General features: G+C 39.7%; 18 protein-coding genes. 6 read left to right on the top strand and 12 right to left on the bottom strand.

Annotated features, from left to right (window positions below):
* Window positions 1-324: 324 nt before the first annotated feature.
* The 4 genes from V7O66_RS02100 (at window position 325) to V7O66_RS02085 (ending at window position 3491) form a co-directional block, all read left to right on the top strand.
* The gene (locus tag V7O66_RS02100; RefSeq protein ID WP_406661337.1) at window positions 325-1866 is read left to right on the top strand and encodes a hypothetical protein; all 1542 of its coding nucleotides are present in this window, start codon (window positions 325-327) and stop codon (window positions 1864-1866) included.
* Between the two features lie 155 nt (window positions 1867-2021).
* Window positions 2022-2423 carry an aminotransferase class III-fold pyridoxal phosphate-dependent enzyme gene (locus V7O66_RS02095; protein WP_406661335.1) on the top strand — a complete coding sequence of 134 codons (402 nt, stop codon included), beginning with the start codon at window positions 2022-2024 and terminating at the stop codon, window positions 2421-2423.
* A 526-nt stretch (window positions 2424-2949) separates the two neighbouring features.
* The gene (locus V7O66_RS02090; RefSeq protein ID WP_406661334.1) at window positions 2950-3162 is read left to right on the top strand and encodes a hypothetical protein; all 213 of its coding nucleotides are present in this window, start codon (window positions 2950-2952) and stop codon (window positions 3160-3162) included.
* Window positions 3162-3491, top strand: coding sequence for a hypothetical protein (locus V7O66_RS02085; protein WP_406661333.1), 330 nt, complete (start codon window positions 3162-3164; stop codon window positions 3489-3491). Before V7O66_RS02090 ends, V7O66_RS02085 begins: the two co-directional genes overlap by 1 nt.
* 99 nt (window positions 3492-3590) lie before the next feature.
* On the opposite strand, the gene V7O66_RS02080 is transcribed toward V7O66_RS02085, so the two are convergent.
* The 9 genes from V7O66_RS02080 to V7O66_RS02040 form a co-directional block, all read right to left on the bottom strand.
* Entirely contained in the window at window positions 3591-3776 is a 186-nt protein-coding gene (locus V7O66_RS02080; protein ID WP_406661332.1) for a hypothetical protein, read from the bottom strand.
* 532 nt (window positions 3777-4308) lie between these two features.
* Entirely contained in the window at window positions 4309-5061 is a 753-nt protein-coding gene (locus V7O66_RS02075; RefSeq protein WP_406661331.1) for a hypothetical protein, read from the bottom strand.
* 1702 nt (window positions 5062-6763) lie between these two features.
* Window positions 6764-6949: a hypothetical protein gene (locus V7O66_RS02070; protein WP_406661330.1), complete on the bottom strand. Its 186-nt coding sequence runs from the start codon at window positions 6947-6949 to the stop codon at window positions 6764-6766.
* On the bottom strand, window positions 6946-7206 hold the full coding sequence (locus V7O66_RS02065; RefSeq protein WP_406661329.1) for a hypothetical protein: 261 nt from the start codon (window positions 7204-7206) through the stop codon (window positions 6946-6948). Before V7O66_RS02065 ends, V7O66_RS02070 begins: the two co-directional genes overlap by 4 nt.
* A gap of 90 nt (window positions 7207-7296) precedes the next feature.
* On the bottom strand, window positions 7297-7785 hold the full coding sequence (locus V7O66_RS02060) for a hypothetical protein (protein WP_406661328.1): 489 nt from the start codon (window positions 7783-7785) through the stop codon (window positions 7297-7299).
* 36 nt (window positions 7786-7821) lie between these two features.
* The gene (locus tag V7O66_RS02055; protein ID WP_406661327.1) at window positions 7822-8634 is read right to left on the bottom strand and encodes a hypothetical protein; all 813 of its coding nucleotides are present in this window, start codon (window positions 8632-8634) and stop codon (window positions 7822-7824) included.
* Window positions 8631-10193 (bottom strand): UvrD-helicase domain-containing protein, encoded by a 1563-nt coding sequence (locus V7O66_RS02050; protein WP_406661326.1) that lies wholly within the window; start codon window positions 10191-10193, stop codon window positions 8631-8633. Before V7O66_RS02050 ends, V7O66_RS02055 begins: the two co-directional genes overlap by 4 nt.
* 154 nt (window positions 10194-10347) lie before the next feature.
* Window positions 10348-10971, bottom strand: a complete 624-nt coding sequence (locus V7O66_RS02045) for a hypothetical protein (protein WP_406661325.1) — start codon at window positions 10969-10971, stop codon at window positions 10348-10350.
* Window positions 10968-11132, bottom strand: a complete 165-nt coding sequence (locus V7O66_RS02040) for a hypothetical protein (protein WP_406661324.1) — start codon at window positions 11130-11132, stop codon at window positions 10968-10970. Before V7O66_RS02040 ends, V7O66_RS02045 begins: the two co-directional genes overlap by 4 nt.
* A 288-nt stretch (window positions 11133-11420) precedes the next feature.
* Here V7O66_RS02040 and V7O66_RS02035 point away from each other — a divergent pair, with 288 nt between their 5' ends.
* On the top strand, window positions 11421-12014 hold the full coding sequence (locus tag V7O66_RS02035) for a hypothetical protein (RefSeq protein ID WP_406661323.1): 594 nt from the start codon (window positions 11421-11423) through the stop codon (window positions 12012-12014).
* Window positions 12015-12024: 10 nt separating this feature from the next.
* Here V7O66_RS02035 and V7O66_RS02030 read toward each other — a convergent pair whose 3' ends face one another.
* Window positions 12025-13287, bottom strand: a complete 1263-nt coding sequence (locus V7O66_RS02030) for a tyrosine-type recombinase/integrase (protein ID WP_406661322.1) — start codon at window positions 13285-13287, stop codon at window positions 12025-12027.
* Between the two features lie 54 nt (window positions 13288-13341).
* The gene (locus V7O66_RS02025) at window positions 13342-13617 is read right to left on the bottom strand and encodes a tripartite tricarboxylate transporter permease (RefSeq protein WP_406661321.1); all 276 of its coding nucleotides are present in this window, start codon (window positions 13615-13617) and stop codon (window positions 13342-13344) included.
* 143 nt (window positions 13618-13760) lie between these two features.
* Between V7O66_RS02025 and V7O66_RS02020 the strand changes: the two genes are divergently transcribed.
* The gene (locus tag V7O66_RS02020) at window positions 13761-14672 is read left to right on the top strand and encodes a TIGR00269 family protein (protein ID WP_406661320.1); all 912 of its coding nucleotides are present in this window, start codon (window positions 13761-13763) and stop codon (window positions 14670-14672) included.
* On the opposite strand, the gene V7O66_RS02015 is transcribed toward V7O66_RS02020, so the two are convergent.
* Window positions 14666-15574, bottom strand: coding sequence for a hypothetical protein (locus tag V7O66_RS02015; protein ID WP_406661318.1), 909 nt, complete (start codon window positions 15572-15574; stop codon window positions 14666-14668). The genes V7O66_RS02020 and V7O66_RS02015 overlap by 7 nt on opposite strands.
* Window positions 15575-15959 lie beyond the last annotated feature (385 nt).

Here is a 15959-nt window from a genome sequence, read left to right as displayed (position 1 = left end):
GAAAAATATAAGAGGCATGTTGATTGGGGGGATGGGTGGTGGTACATAAAAGTATGTGTATAGCTAAAAAGCTCACATGCCTCAAATAACAATTAACGCTGTGATATTAGTATATATCTGTTCCAATCTTTTAATAATATATTATCAAGTGTTAATATTAATCGAAATCGTGTCTCTCATTGTTCTTTTATCCATTGCTAACGGTGTTAACTTTTTAATGAATGTTTTTTCGAATCACAGTTTCACAAAGAATATAGTTATTGTAAAGCAAATATAAACAACACATAAAAACTCAGATTTTGTATAAATTCGTGGGGAAAGAGAATGAGAATCAAACAAAATGCAGTTGTTTGTATTGGAATATTATTTGCTTTTTTGATTATTGCAATAGGAACTGCTACTGCTTTAGAAACACCAGCAGAAGAATGGAACAAGACCTTTGGCGGTACAAGCACTGAGAATACTAAATCTGTTCAACAAACCACAGACGGTGGGTACATACTGGCAGGTCCCACAAATTCTTTTGGTGCAGGCGGTCATGATGCTTGGTTGATTAAGACCTATGCAAATGGTACTGAAGAATGGAACAAGACCTTTGGCGGTACAGATCTTGATGATGCTGAATCTGTTCAACAGACCTTAGACGGGGGATACATACTAGCAGGTCACACAGTTTCTTTTGGTGCAGGTAGCAATGATGCTTGGCTAATCAAGACCTATGCAAATGGTACTGAAGAATGGAATAAGACCTTCGGCGGTACAGATCTTGATGATGACCAATCTGTTCAGCAGATCCCCGACGGGGGATACATACTGGCAGGTTCCACCAATTCTTTTGATGCAGGTAGCAATGATGCTTGGTTGATTAAGACCTATGCAAATGGTACTGAAGAATGGAATAAGACCTTCGGCGGTACAGATCTTGATGATGCTGAATCTGTTCAACAGACCTCCGACGGGGGATACATATTGGCAGGTTACACAGTTTCTTTTGGTGGAGGCGGTTATGATGCTTGGTTGATTAAGACCTATGCAAATGGTACTGAAGAATGGAACAAGACCTTTGGCGGCACAAACACTGATGATGCTGAATCTGTTCAGCAGATCCCCGACGGGGGATACATACTGGCAGGTTCCACAAATTCTTTTGGTGCAGGTAGCAACGATGCTTGGTTGATTAAGACCTATGCAAATGGTACTGAAGAATGGAACAAGACCTTTGGCGGTACAAGCACTGATGATGCTGAATCTGTTCAACAGACCTTAGACGGGGGATACATACTGGCAGGTTCCACAAATTCTTTTGGTGCAGGTAGCAACGATGCTTGGTTGATTAAAACCTATGCAAATGGTACTGAAGAATGGAACAAGACCTTTGGCGGTACAAGCACTGATGTTGCTGAATCTGTTCAGCAGACCACCGACGGGGGATACATACTGACAGGTTACCTATATTCCTTTGGTGCAGGTGATTATGATGCATGGCTGATCAAAATTGAACCACCAACGCTAGAATGTCAAAATATAAACATAAAACCAGACGAAATCAACACAAAAACGAAATTTATCAATGCATATATGGAACTACCTGACAGCTATTCAGTTGAAGATATCGATGTGAGTACTGTCACCTTGACCAACGAGGACCTCTTTGATTCACCTGTATATGCATTCGGAAAAACAAAGATTGGAGATTATGACAAGAATGGTGTTCCTGATCTAAAGGTGAAGTTCGGTGTACTCGGATTGAACCCAGTGCCCGAAGGTGAATACATATGCACCGTAGAAGGTGAGCTGGTGAATGAACAAAAGTTCAAAGGAACTGATACCATAACTATAGTAACAAAGGGCAAGAAGCAAAAATGATGCGGAATCACCACGATTCCACTTTTTATTTTTCCATCCCAAAAATGTCTCTTCCTTGGGCTAATTCCCAGCTTTTTTCCCATCTGTCATACTTCAATATGCCTTTTCATTTTTAGAAGAAAAAGTACCATTCTGGAAGAGGAGTTTTTCGAACGTTGCAATTTCTGGCGGAGGACGGATCCTTTCCCTTTGGAGTCAGGGCGGATATCGTTTGTATGGCAAAGGCACTTGGTTCGGGTCTTCCCATGGGTGCAATGCTTGCAGACCATTCCATAATGGACTGGCCACCCGGAACCCATGCCAACACATTTGGAGGCAACCTCCTGGCATCATCTGCATCCATGGCAGGGATAGAGTTCATGGAAAAGGAGAAGATTGGAGCTCATGCAAAGAAAATGGGGGAGCATATAATGGGAGACTCCAGGAAAGGATATTGTTGCTGTCCTGCGGAGACTCGGTTAACCGTATCTCACCTCCCCCTTGTGATAACAAAGGAAGAAGCTGACCTGGCTCTGGACAGGTTTGAAGAGGCCCTTAACAGGATAGAACAAAGGTGATAACATGGTTAGAGTGGAAAGGGATACACTTAGGAGTGTGGAGGTACCTGATGATGTTTATTACGGGCCGCAAACAGCCCGTGTCGGGTTACCAAAATATTTTAGAAAGTCATATTTTTTCACTGCTTTTTTGTATTATTTTTCTTAAAATAATGATTAGAAGATTACTATAGTAATGGCAGTTTATGCCTTGACTCTTTCTGCACGTTATGCAGACAGCTTCATAATAGTCACAAAGAGTCAACTTATGCCTTCGGGACCCTCCTGATAAACCCATAACACAAAGAATAAAGGAAAATCTATTCAGTTAATATAATGAATGGGAGCTGATATGCGTGACTTATACATTTTCTTTATCGATATCACCTTCTCAGCCAGTGTTATTACATTTTGCTGTTGATGTCTGTGATTCCTGACAAATATGCAATCTTAAAATTTAAGATTCTATCAAAAAGATATTGAGGTTTTGAAGATAAACTTTAATAATATATAAAAAGTTTAAGGTATTCAGGATAAGGGTGACACCATGGAATATTATAATGAAAATGAAGAGGACCTAGAAGATGGAGAGGACTTTTGGGGTTCTCTAATAGGAGCAGCTGCAGGCATTTTTCTTGGAATGGCAGGTGTTGCAATATTAGATTCATTAGCTGGATACAGATGTCCCCGTTGCAAAAATAAAATTCAAAAAAACGATACTATGTGTAAACATTGCCATAATTACTTGAGGTGGCATTGATGGAAATAATTGGTGACTGGATTTTAGATTCCATCAGTGAATCTAAAAAATTGGGCATTTTTACTTCAAGTGTTGTAGTAGCTATTATTGTTTTTGATCATTTCATCCCCGCTATTATTCCACCTACATCAGTTAATGTGCTATATAGCTGGATGATGATAAACACGATTGGAGCTTTTAAGCTCCAAATGGAATCTAGAAAACATCCAACTGTTACAGAGAGAGTTTGTCCAATCTGTAAAAATAATCTTATTTATGCTAATTTAATGTGTCCAAGCAAAGGCTGCAATTTCAGTACCGAAATACCCAAAGATAAGATAACAACGTAATATCAAATAAATTGCTGTTTAATTTGAAAACCATCCAAAAGAGACTAGATATAGGAGCCCAGAGGCTGCATAATCATCCTGAATGTGGATAAAGATTCGTCAGAGGTTATATTCATCTTCTGAGGGGAGGGCAAAAGAAGGCAAAAAGGAGCAGCCAGGGAGATGTACTGGACTATTTATTTGAGAAGAGAAATCTCCTTCAATATCTTCTTGGAATGGGGCTCTTTTAATGCAGACTGAAAAAGCAGTCCTTAGCCTATTGGGTATTAGTGCTAAAAATACCATGAAAAGCATAGCCCTTCGTCGATAACTGCAGATATCTCCCACAATGTGATTTGCTTGCGCCAAGGGCATGATGGCCTGACATCAATGTAGAATTACCAGGGCCTTCCATTCACCGAAGCTGAGAAGGTTGAGACCCGGAGAAGATTAGCAGGGTGGGTTTGAGTTACACAAACCTAGTGTTTTGTAGAATCATTGCTTCCGATTAGTCAAACTAATAGGAAATATTTTTCCGCACATTCTACTGCTAACACAAAACCCGAGATAGTTTATAAATAAAAATGCCGTTTTTCAGTATGTCCTTGGAAATCGCAAAAGTGTTACTAATTACATAACTTGACAGTTCAGGACTTCCATGGCTCTATGAAAATCCCTTTTCCACATCGTTGACACCTATAATATGCATCATTGTTTACAGGCCGATGAACCCATTTATGGCCTAAGATTTCACACCACCTGATCATCATTTCCTCTATTTGGCAGTTTAGGACTACTAAACAAAATCCAATTAAGAATTACATTTGTTGCATATTACTTATTCAGGAACTGGCTCATCTCCTCCAAAAACTATTCTTTCTATAGCGTCTTCAGTTGCTATAACTGTGAGATTGCTTTCATTTGTTACTATGATAGAATTGTATGAATAAGGATACATCTCAAATATGGGAGTGGATGAAGAATACTTGTTTGAAATCGTCTGTGCTTCCTCATAAGTTACATCCTCATAGAAGGCTAACCACAATTTTACCTGATCGTTATCTGTTTTTGCCCACGCTGGCACGTTTAAACCAAAACTAGGGTCATACTTATTCTCAACAGGTATCTCCCCCATCCAGCGAAGACCACTTTTATTAGATATGTCTGCAGGAGTTAGGTTTGCTGGCATTGAAACAATCATAGTAAAAGCCCCCCCTCCTCTTATATATCGAACACCAGAATCTTGCAAAATTTGCCTTTGGCTTTCATTTGGAGTAGCATAAAATTGAAGCAGTATATGCTTTCTTTCAGTTGCATTTCCCAGAATTACACTGTCATTTTCAATATTAGAACCAAATTCCATTGGTTCAGGAGTGTATATTTCCCCACCGTAATTAGTGAAAGTATATTTTGTTATTTCTATTTCTTCCTCTACATTATCCTGAGATGAAGATGTATTATTTACTTGTTCAATTGCTTCTGTTTCACCGTCACTTTTACTTTTATCCCACATAGAAAATGCTACAGTAGATATGACAAGAACAAGAACAAATGCGATTGTTATCCATTTTAGATGAAAATAATTTCTCATAAAACCCCACCCTACAAATATATTTTATTAAATGGTTAGTTTAAACCTTAAAAAACTTTTGATTTCCTTTATTATGGGTTATCTTCATCCCTGTTTCCTTTACTTGGCAGTTTAGGACTATTCAATATACACTATTTTCCGGGAATATTCCCATTGAATACAACGAGCAAAAAATAAAATCCCGATTATTGAAATTATTGAAAGGAACAGCGACTTATCATATATGCCGAAGTACAAGCCTATACAGCAACCAATAAACAAAATAATTTCATTTGCTGCTCTCATGTTGATTTCCCCTTATTGGCAGTTTATGTAATAATATACTTATAAAAACAAATCATTTTTGACTATGATTAAGATGGATGGTAAAGAAATAATATTGGTAATTATAGCAGCACTAATTGTACTATTAGCACTGCTTGTTATTCTCCCAGCTCTTAAGTAAACACCCATACTAAAACTTCCTTTATTTGGCGGTTTAGGCAAGCAAATATTTATCTATACAAAGCAACCATTATTAATAGGGATTTAAATGAAATTGGGAGACATACTTGGAATCATACTTGGGATTATCCTAGCAATAATTATAGGGGCATTTGTCATATTTTATATCTTCCCATAACGAATCATCCACTCTCCTTTATTATGGGGAATCTTCGCTTTCATGCGGAATCATAGGACCGCCACAGTCACACGTCCAATCTGAACCTTTGGGTTCATCAACATGCACTTCATCATCACAATCAAAACAAATTAATCTCATCAGTTCGCACCTTCCTTTATTATGGGTTCTTGGATACATGTTCAAAGCAACTACCCAAACTTCTCTGGATACTTCGTGGGGGAATTGAAGGTTGTGATGATATAATCATCTAATACTTGCAAGTCCAGCAACTAAAACGATGCTTAACATCATTAGAAGGCAGAGAAAAAAGCAGCTTAGAAAAGAGACATCTTTACTGCCACCCTTTATAGATGTCTCCTCTCCTAAATTTGATATCTTTTCGGATATCTGATTTGATGAGCCACTCCCCAACCCATGATAATAGTTGTCACTCAATTGCTTATATTTGTTTCCATTTTGTTGCACATTATATATGGATAGAAAAGCTGAAATTAATATGATCTATTTCTGCTTAAATTATAGAACAAGCAAAGACGTTATTAGAGGCATGAAAATTGGGGAGTGGGGGTTAGTGTGGGAGTGGGGTTAGCGTTTATACGCTTAAAATAGTCCTCATGCCTCGGATACACTATAGATATGTTCTACTATATAATGTTTCCTACTATATCCCACAATAGAAAAATATGCCCCGCAATATGACAAGACAGCAACAAATGCGATTGTTACTCATTTAAGAGGAAAATCATTTCTCATAAAACTTCATCCATTATATCTATTTTATTAGATTGTTCACCTCAACCTTATAAAACTTTTGATTTTCCTTTATTATGGGCACTAGGAACCAGAAAGGCCTATCATATCCCCTCCCAGAGACCTACATAATCCTTCAGAATGATGGATACAAAGAAGTAGGGACTATATTCATCTTTCATAGAAAAGTCAGAATATGGAAAAAAAGAGGTCTCTAGGGTATACGTTCATCCTATGCATGCACACTTGGGGGAGTGTGTACTGGACAGGTTTCTTAGAGGATAGTTTATTTTATCCAATATAATGGATTATTCGAAGCAACAATAATTATACTTCCTCCGCATTGGGGTTAACCACATTTATTACCAAAAGTTCGTCATGTGGATGCTCCTGCTTGTACCGTTCGATTTCTCCATCCAACTTATGATCTATATTCACGAATGCCTTAAAGTTACCTTGATTCTGGCTCTGTTCGATTCCTGCAAGCCTTCTTTTTATTTCTGGAAGTGTCATGTATTACCTTCCAGCTGATCAAGCCTTACTTTGATTTCTTCCAATTCCTGTTCCTTTAATATGGAATTATGCGCTTGCATGGCTTGCACAAGCACACGAAGGTACTGCAATTTGATACTGTCACCTTCGCGTTCCCTGAATCTGTCGGCTGCAAGTCTGATTCGCAGTGACTCCACCAGCCATGATGATACATTCAATAGTTTCTCACGACCAATATTTCCTAGGAATTCAGAGTCAATACGGTGTTCTTTTCCCATTTTAAGCCCCCTACGTGGTTGATTCTCCCTAATAATGTTTATTATCTGTTAGCATATAATTATAACTGTCATACATCCTTCTTGACTTCTTCATTTCTTGCTTATCCGTCGCATAATATGCTCCATATATGCTTTCTTATCTGCATAGAAATAGAGGCTACCGGTCTTATTACAGCGACTGTCAGGTTTGCATACCTCCAGCCTCCTGATCGAAACACCTTTGGGAAAATTAGTATCGTCCCTCGACATTAATTTATCACAACTCGGGACATGCATTTTTTGATAGTAGCTATCAAATATGTTGCTCGTTTCTGCTCTCCATCGATTAGCAAGTCCATAGAAAATCTGTTGCGCCTCTTTTCGCGGAACTCCGACCTGTCCCAGAAAAGCAGCCAACAGGGCAAGTGCACGTGTCCGACCTTCTCCGCATTGTCTTAAGTTCAGTATATTTCTCATGCAAGGTGGCCAATCTTCATAAGGAATAGGTGAATCTGATATGTCCTTATCTGGATCAAAGTGTCCGCCCACAGGGGCTGTTTTATTTTTTTCATGGGCCTTATAGAGATATGGCGTAAGCATTTTTAGGAATCGATTGCCATCATCATATGTTTGATATCATTTTCTACCTGATTCGATTACTTCCTCTGACAATGGCAATGTTGCTCTATTAAAGTCAATTATTATCTCTTTTGGGTCCAGTGGTATGACTGCAAGATCGTGCCTTTTATGAACTGAAAACATAGATTTGAATACTCTTTTTGAATTGTTCAGAATATCAGGTTTGACCTTTCCAACATGCTGTGGATACACATTTTCAAAATCTATTCTGATATCATTCAGGTATAAATTGACTGCATCTATAAGGATATTCAACCAGTAATCCCATGGACGTCCATCATGACCATTCCCAAAATTTTCGTAATATTGCCAGCATGCTCGGTGGTGTAGTAAAACATAGATTCCTCCACCACTAAAAAGAACATGTACGCTCTCTGGTGCATGCTCTCTTATCCGGTTTGCATAATGTTGAGCGCAAGCTTCTACAGCTGCCTTTATTTCAGGATCTTCTATGTTTGCACCATGACCATTGACCTTATCAACGGTATCAATATCTACACCAAAAGTATATGCTCTGGTGTATTCACGGCTTTTGTATGGACTTTCTTCTTTTGTTATACCATTCCAATCAATGCTAAAGAAGGGCATATCGAACAGATTTAATGTCCAATATAGTGTACGATGACAATTTGTAATCAGATCGTATTCATGATCATCCGAAAGATTGATGTGGTGCTTGCCTTTGTCGTTTTTATGATACCATGTATATCCATCCCCATTGCCACTTCTGGCAATATCGTCATATTTTGAATGACTCGTTATGACCTCTTTCACTTCAGGCCGTCTGTAATGATCTTGCCAGAAAGTCATGCTACCACCCATGGCATTTCGTAATTGTAGCCCCTGTCCGTGATTAAGTACAACTTACTTTTTGCTCTTGTTACTCCCACATGCCAGACACGTGCTTCTGCAGCAGAATCTTCACCCGGGATCAATATCTTCTCCTTGATCCTTGGGGTAATTCCAGTGTGGAGATAAACAGTATCAGCTTCCATACCTTTTGCGCCATGGATAGTTAATATCCTACGCATTTTCAGATCATCTGCTGTAATAAGTTTCTGATTACAAGGTCTGGTTATTGCTTCGTTCATCTTTTCCTTTGTCAGGTCGTTATTACTGCGAATGTAATATGCTGGAAAATCTGAATTGAGGATGGTGTGCAGATCATCTCCGATATATTTGCTCATGGCAGCTATAGTCGGCACATAGTCTGTTTTCAAGGATTCGATAAAATCAGTCTTTCTACCTGTATACCTGAAGTATTTGGCAGGGTAATTATCAAGCAAGGATTTCATGTCTTTACCCATTAATGGTGCCTCTGTACGTACTCTCAGCAATGCATTGAAAAGGTTAACTTCGGATTCGGACCATCCACAAAGGCCGCCGAATATGTACCCCTGACGGGCCAATTGCATAGCTATGGCCTGCGCCTGGTAGTTACATCTTACAAGATGCAATTCGCTACCTACATGCATGGGTAATTCCTGTGTATAATCGACATAGGTAATGGTTCCAGGACCGTAATCCGCCATGGTTTCGACTTCTGGTACCATTTGACCTTCTGCCCTAAGTATTTCTGTTGTAAGGTTCCATATTGGAGTTTTCAAGCGATAAGATTGGCTGAGTATGCTCATCTTGGCATTCCATTCATTGAAATAATCAGGACTACCGCCCCAAAATCCATATATGGATTGTAGAGGGTCACCTGCGATGATGACATATTCACATCCATTTGCCCACATTTTGAACAGTTCATATTGCTGTCTTGTCAGGTCCTGAAATTCATCGACGATCAGGATAGGTGTGTCAAGAGGAATCTTTTCTATCAGAACGTGTTCTATCATATCACTAAAGTCGATTTTGCCCAGAGTTTTTTTAAAGTGTTCGTAGTCTTCAATAAATTCTGGAACCCTATCAGCTGGCAATTGGATTTTGGCAGCACCCGGATATAGATACCATTTCTCAACCGGTGTCCGTGTGTTACGCATCCATATATATAGGTCTATCAACTGACCACTATAAGCCATTTCTTCATCATCCGAGTTGGATGATGCGGTCATGTTTTGCATATAAGGTGCATAACCATAATCCTTAGCGAATTTAAGTATGTCCTTAGGAGTAATTACTTCTGGCCTCCCCAACAGCCTGTAACAAATACTGTGCAAAGTTCCAACATGATCTCTTATTTCTTTGCCGATGGCATATGGCTGAAGCTTTGTAATGAGATCCTCTGCCGATGGCTTTCTGAAAGTTGTGACTGTTATATCCTCAGCCACATAACCTTTGAGTAGGAAGCCTCTGTACATATCTATCTCAGCATATGTTTTGCCACACCCAGGAGGACCCAGAATTTTGATTCTCTCGGTCATACAATCCTCCTACCGTTACAGCAGTTACAGGTTGTTACACCGTTATTAGGGGGGTGGTGTAACAACGAAATCAATATCATCCTATATACTGTTACAGCAGTTACAGCAAAAAAGCATGATTTTAAAGAAGTTAGTATATTATGTGTAACAGCTCTCATGCATCTCCCTCCGAAATCTTTTCTTCTGGGATTTCAGAAGGGTCAGCATTCTCGTTAATTATGGATTCTTTGAACCACCAGAATCTGTACAGCTTGCCATTGCATCTAATTGGCCGTGTACCTTCTGCCTTGTAACCCAGTGCAGTCATGGTGGTACTTAGAACATTCGGAGCTATGTGATAATGCATAACTTCAACGATTTCACCTATCCTTGTGCTGCTCAGACATAGGTAACCTCCAAGTCGTAACAATGCTCGGCCTGTTCCTGCATCACCTTGATCGTCTGTTATGGGTAGTTCCCTAATTTTCTCCATGATCTGTTTGGCAATGTATACGAGCTCAGATTCTTCGCCTGCTACTGTTGTTTCGGCCATTTCGCCCAGCACTTGAACAAACGGAATCCAGTCATCTTTAAAGCCGGGAGCAGGTGTATTGAATGTTTTTAGGTATTGTTTTCGAAAGGCAGTTGTTCTATCCATGTGTTCAGCGTCAACCCTTATGATCCCTCCAGACATGTGAATCTCCCACATGGTGGGGTCAGAAGGGATTTCTCCTTTCATTATAATGACCTTTTCAACCATGTCCAATAGGCGCTCTATTCTTCCACTAAACTCGGTCATTTGGGCACCTCCACTGCAAGCTGCATTACCTTTGTCATGAGTGCCTTTTCAATCGGAGAACCGTATTTTAAGAAATAGTCGATGCTGTTATTATTCTCCTGCAAAAATTCATAGGCCCATACGTGAAGATCATCGGCACGTTTTAGTTGCTCGTGACCCATTCTCCACCCTCCTTTCTAATATGGTTCAAAATGGCTAGTTCTGCCTCGGTTTTCATACAACCTCTGAGGGTTCCATGTTTATTGAAGGCAAATTTGCGAAACTTTGATGCGATTTCTGGATCTATTGCAATATGCGTTCTTGTCAATTGAATCACCTACTGGTTAATTAACAATTGAACCGAAGCATTAATAAGATTTAGAAAGTTATTTTATACATACATTTAATATGACTTTCTAGGAATATATATAATGATGCGGGGTAAACAAATAAAATCATATACCGATATTATGAATCGTCCAGTTTACCGGGAAATTCTCGATTATCTACGCTTGCATGAACCAGGTAAAGCTCTGACCCTTGCAGAGATTAAAGATAAACTGTTCCCTCTACAAGCAACAAATGTGAACTATTACACAAAAAGTGGCCAACCAGAATACACCGACTACAAATATTATCCAACAATGACGAATCAGAACCTTCGTGGTTACTTGAACACACTGGCTGAATATGGACTCATAAAAAAAGTACTCAATCCGGTAAATGGAAAGAATGTTTCTTATCGTTCACTGACCAACCAAGAATACTTAGACTTTATAAGTTCACAACCTTCCCCGACATTCGAAGAGATGCTTGCACACGTTACTTCCGGATATGAAGACAAATTCTATAAAAATTATATAAAGCAACAGGATTTGTTTGAAAGCATGGGATATAAGTTCAATGACCGGGACGTGCCACATTCTACAAAAACCATCTTGACCGAGAAAACAAAAAAATTCAAAGAAGATGTGATTGCCTTCTTAGATAAGTCCGGACAGGACACAAATATAAAAATCATTTTAGAGTACGGTAGAGGTGGAAAGGTTGTGGAAAAATCATAATTGTTTTTCTTTAACTTTCATCCACCTTACTCAAAACATCAAGGAGCAATTCAGGGTTCGCTTGCAACCTACCAAGAACCTCACTGAGTGCCTTTTGGTGTTTCTTCATTTCTTCGAGTTCAGACTTCACTGTTGCAAGCTCTGACCGTTCCACTATGTGGCGGGCTGTTTCTGCCTGCAATATCTGATTTTCATTCTTAATCTTCTGATATTCGGGGGATTCCGATATATCGAGTTCCTTTTGAATAGTCAAATACGGAATGTACTGTGCGTACGTATCTCTTAGTTTTTCTGGGGAAGCTCTAAAGTATGCTGAATGTGTTTCGCTGAGGGTATGCCCCATGAGATAATCTACAAAAAAGATATCTGCGCCTGCATTCAAAAGCGTTGAATTGAAGACTTTTCTCATGTTATGGGCACGTATCAGATTCCAGTGTCCTTTTTTTGTTTGTTTTCCAGCGGCTGCTGATAGTCTTTGGTACATTGTTATGATACCTTCCGATAACAGTTTTCTGTCATTGTCATCCACTGTTTCCAAGAATCTATCTGGGACCTCATTTTTGATGAACAAGTGATCATCAGGACCGTATATTTTATGCTTTGCCACCCATTTTTCCGTGTTCTTGACATCAAGTGCTGGGGAGCGGTTACGCCATTCGATATAATCCCAAACAGCGCGTGATGCCTCAGGGGTTAGAAAAGTCACAAAATCATAGCCCACCTTTCCGCGTCTCAGATCCAGAGTTGTTATCTCTGTCTCAGGGTCGTAGCCCTCCTCGAAGTCTCCAACAGTAAGGCTTGTTAGACCCTCGTTTGATATGCCACTAGAACAACCTACCAATACGATTGCTTTGTTCCGAACATGTGCATACTTTAAGGCTTCTTGGACATCTTCCTTTTTTGGGATTTTCTTGTTGTGCTCAAGAGTTGTTACTTTGTGAGCATTTCTGATTTTCGGGATATCGATATCAAAAGTTTGGTAGAAAGACTTGGCACCTGTCAGATATTCCTTAATTGTTTTTGGGGCTAACTTCCTATCAGTCAGAGACTGCCGGAAACCCAGCATTTTTTGTTTGATTTTGCGTTTCCGCATCAGTAACCCAGCTTCGATTTCGCTCTCTGCTTCTTCCAAGAGTGCAGATGGTGACATCCCCGTATATTCCGTGTAAAAGCGCATACCTTGAAGATACCCATCTCGTGTGTGCTGTTTCAGGTTTAACGTCTCGAACCACTCTTGTACAATCGGGTCAACTAATAATTGTTTTCGGTCCATAGTTCTTGCTTATATATAATCTCTTAAAATATAAAGCCATATTGCCATCTACACTTAGACATCCAGAGCCATGTCATCGTTTGGAGCTCCAAGGAAGATGGCAGGGATTATGTCGTGGAAGGAGTGGGATATGGAGTTGGACAATATGATAATGGCAATATAGAAAGGAGAGATCCCATTTTCCGATAGCATTGGAGATATTGCAAGAAGTATCAGGGCAAAATTATTGGTGTGTATACCCGGTACAAGACCCGAGAACACGCCAAGGAGGTATCCTGTCAGGACGGACAACAGTACTAGCCAGAGAGATATTTCAGCAAGAATTATCATTTAAAAGTTCCATTGTTTTTCTGCGAAAAATATTCACTAACTATATAATTTTTCCTTTTTAGTTCCAAAGAACAGCAGCCTTTAAACTTCAAGCCAGACAAGTATATATACAAAGATTCCATCGTCAAAGAAAGGTAGAAGCCATGACTATAAAATGCAATAAATGCAAGCATGATGCCATTATTTTTCAGAAATATTCCGGTATGCACCTGTGCAAGAAACATTTTTCCGAAGATGTGGAACGCAAAATAAAACTCACCATCAGAAAACACTACAGTGTCAAGAGGAACGAAACTATAGTTGTGGGACTGAGCGGTGGAAAGGATAGCAGTACAACACTCTACATACTGAACAAGATATTCGGAGAAAGGCCTGATATCAAGATAGTAGGTCTTGCTATAGATGAAGGCATTGAAGGTTATCGCCCAAACACCATACAATCTGCAAGGGAGCTGACCGACAGGCTTGGTGTGGAGCTCATAGTACGATCATTCAAAGATGAATACGACACCACAATGGATGAGATCGCACCTAAAAAGAGGGAGAAAGGAGCCTGCAGTTACTGCGGAGTACTGAGAAAATCCCTGTTGAACAAGGTAGCACTCGAACTGGGTGCCAGCAAACTTGCCATTGGTCACAATCTGGACGATGAAGCCCAGACAATCCTGCTGAATCACCTGAAAGGTGACGTTGCACGCATGGTAAGACTTGCACCCCCAAAGGAGCTGGAGGGACTTGTGCTGAGGATGAAGCCGCTCAGACAGGTACCTGAAAAAGAAGTAGCTCTTTACGCTTACCTGCATGACCTTCCACTTGGTTTTGGAGGCTGTCCTTATGCCCATGAAGCCATGAGAAGGGAAATTCGTGTCATGTTAAATGATTTTGAGGTCAAACATCCGGGTACAAAGTATGCATTACTTAGTGGGTTTGATAAGCTCTCAGGAATCCTTGGAAAGGAATTTCCGCAGGTGGGACTTTCAAAATGCAGTATCTGCGGACAGGCATGCACAGAGGATGTTTGTCAGGCATGCAAACTTCTGGGCAGGAATCAGTGAGTCAGTACATAGTCCCTGAATGAATAGAGTTTCCTGTCTGTCCTGTTGAGATAGAAACGTGTCCACCAGATGGTAACAAGGGGCTGTATCACTACTATGGTAAGTACATAATTGAACAGCTCCCACAGTTGGGCGAGCAATTCCACAGAGCCAAGGAAATTACCAATGAGGCTCAATAATAGCGATATACCTATTAGAACAGACCACAAAATGAAAGTATGAAGCTTATTGGAAAGGAAGAAAGAAAAACCCTTTTCAATAGCTGTGACAGGGTCAAGCTCTTCTATAACAATTACGTGCTCTACAAATAGCAATACTATGCTCAGTGCTATGATATAGAGGGTCCAGAGCAATGCACCAAACGTCAGCAGTGAAGTACTTGCTATTGCGTTTTCCGGATTTGCCAGAAATATATCTAGATCTCCAATGGAAAGGATGCCCGGTAGTAAAAATATCACACCTGCAAGGACCAGCAGGGACACCATGATCTTTGTAAAGAACAGGTTTTTGACATTTTTCATCCCGTAAAATATCATATCTGCGACACGACTATCGCCCTTCTCTGATGCTTCCTTAGACATACCAATAGCACCAGCCATGAAGAAAGACTGTATGAACATATAGACCAAAAGGAATACAAGGCCAAGCAAAAGCATTGGAATGATATTTCCCGAGAAGACCGAACCCATGATCCCAAGTATGGATTCAGGGGTCAAGTGTTCAGGATCGATGTTCCTTTCGCTGATAACAGGTACAATAAAGAGTATAACAAAAAAGAACATAGCTAGCACTGATAGCAGTATTGTCATCATAAATTCAAAGATGAACGGCACACATATGTTCAGGTTGCGAATCCACGTGCCAAAGCCTTTATTCAGTACAGTTCCAATATCCTCTTTCATAAGTTAGTCGCTCCTGAATAGGTTCCACTACGAAACCTTCGCATATATCTATTTGCATTGGAAAATAAGGCTTTACAGGTGCTTTTTTACTACAATCAACTATAGCAAACATTAAATACTTGATAGAGTGTCACTGATGAAAATCGTAAAATATAAATACCATGGTGCATTTTAGAAGGATATTGCGCGGGTACTTTTTTATAAACCCCCACTCCCCAAATACATTAAACCCCCACTCCCAAAATACATTAAACCCCACTCCCCAACCCGCGCAATATTTTGGGTCACTGTTTTTAGAATCCAGGTGATTATAAACCACCAGTTGTAACACTATAATAACTAATTCTTCTGTTTCTGCTTACTAGCAATAACTTATTTCTGCTCC

This window comes from Methanolobus sp. ZRKC3, from assembly GCF_045291275.1.
Lineage (GTDB): Archaea > Halobacteriota > Methanosarcinia > Methanosarcinales > Methanosarcinaceae > Methanolobus.
This window is presented reverse-complemented; position numbering and strand designations above follow the sequence as displayed.

Bases quoted from the DNA above. Each gene is read 5' to 3' on its own strand.
- V7O66_RS02100 (WP_406661337.1), top strand. From the start codon at position 325: ATGAGAATCAAACAAAATGCAGTTGTTTGTATTGGAATATTATTTGCT.
- V7O66_RS02090 (WP_406661334.1), top strand. From the start codon at position 2,950: ATGGAATATTATAATGAAAATGAAGAGGACCTAGAAGATGGAGAGGAC.
- V7O66_RS02085 (WP_406661333.1), top strand. From the start codon at position 3,162: ATGGAAATAATTGGTGACTGGATTTTAGATTCCATCAGTGAATCTAAA.
- V7O66_RS02080 (WP_406661332.1), bottom strand. From the start codon at position 3,776: ATGGTATTTTTAGCACTAATACCCAATAGGCTAAGGACTGCTTTTTCA.
- V7O66_RS02075 (WP_406661331.1), bottom strand. From the start codon at position 5,061: ATGAGAAATTATTTTCATCTAAAATGGATAACAATCGCATTTGTTCTT.
- V7O66_RS02070 (WP_406661330.1), bottom strand. From the start codon at position 6,949: ATGACACTTCCAGAAATAAAAAGAAGGCTTGCAGGAATCGAACAGAGC.
- V7O66_RS02065 (WP_406661329.1), bottom strand. From the start codon at position 7,206: ATGGGAAAAGAACACCGTATTGACTCTGAATTCCTAGGAAATATTGGT.
- V7O66_RS02060 (WP_406661328.1), bottom strand. From the start codon at position 7,785: ATGCTTACGCCATATCTCTATAAGGCCCATGAAAAAAATAAAACAGCC.
- V7O66_RS02055 (WP_406661327.1), bottom strand. From the start codon at position 8,634: ATGACTTTCTGGCAAGATCATTACAGACGGCCTGAAGTGAAAGAGGTC.
- V7O66_RS02050 (WP_406661326.1), bottom strand. From the start codon at position 10,193: ATGACCGAGAGAATCAAAATTCTGGGTCCTCCTGGGTGTGGCAAAACA.
- V7O66_RS02045 (WP_406661325.1), bottom strand. From the start codon at position 10,971: ATGACCGAGTTTAGTGGAAGAATAGAGCGCCTATTGGACATGGTTGAA.
- V7O66_RS02040 (WP_406661324.1), bottom strand. From the start codon at position 11,132: ATGGGTCACGAGCAACTAAAACGTGCCGATGATCTTCACGTATGGGCC.
- V7O66_RS02035 (WP_406661323.1), top strand. From the start codon at position 11,421: ATGAATCGTCCAGTTTACCGGGAAATTCTCGATTATCTACGCTTGCAT.
- V7O66_RS02030 (WP_406661322.1), bottom strand. From the start codon at position 13,287: ATGGACCGAAAACAATTATTAGTTGACCCGATTGTACAAGAGTGGTTC.
- V7O66_RS02025 (WP_406661321.1), bottom strand. From the start codon at position 13,617: ATGATAATTCTTGCTGAAATATCTCTCTGGCTAGTACTGTTGTCCGTC.
- V7O66_RS02020 (WP_406661320.1), top strand. From the start codon at position 13,761: ATGACTATAAAATGCAATAAATGCAAGCATGATGCCATTATTTTTCAG.
- V7O66_RS02015 (WP_406661318.1), bottom strand. From the start codon at position 15,574: ATGAAAGAGGATATTGGAACTGTACTGAATAAAGGCTTTGGCACGTGG.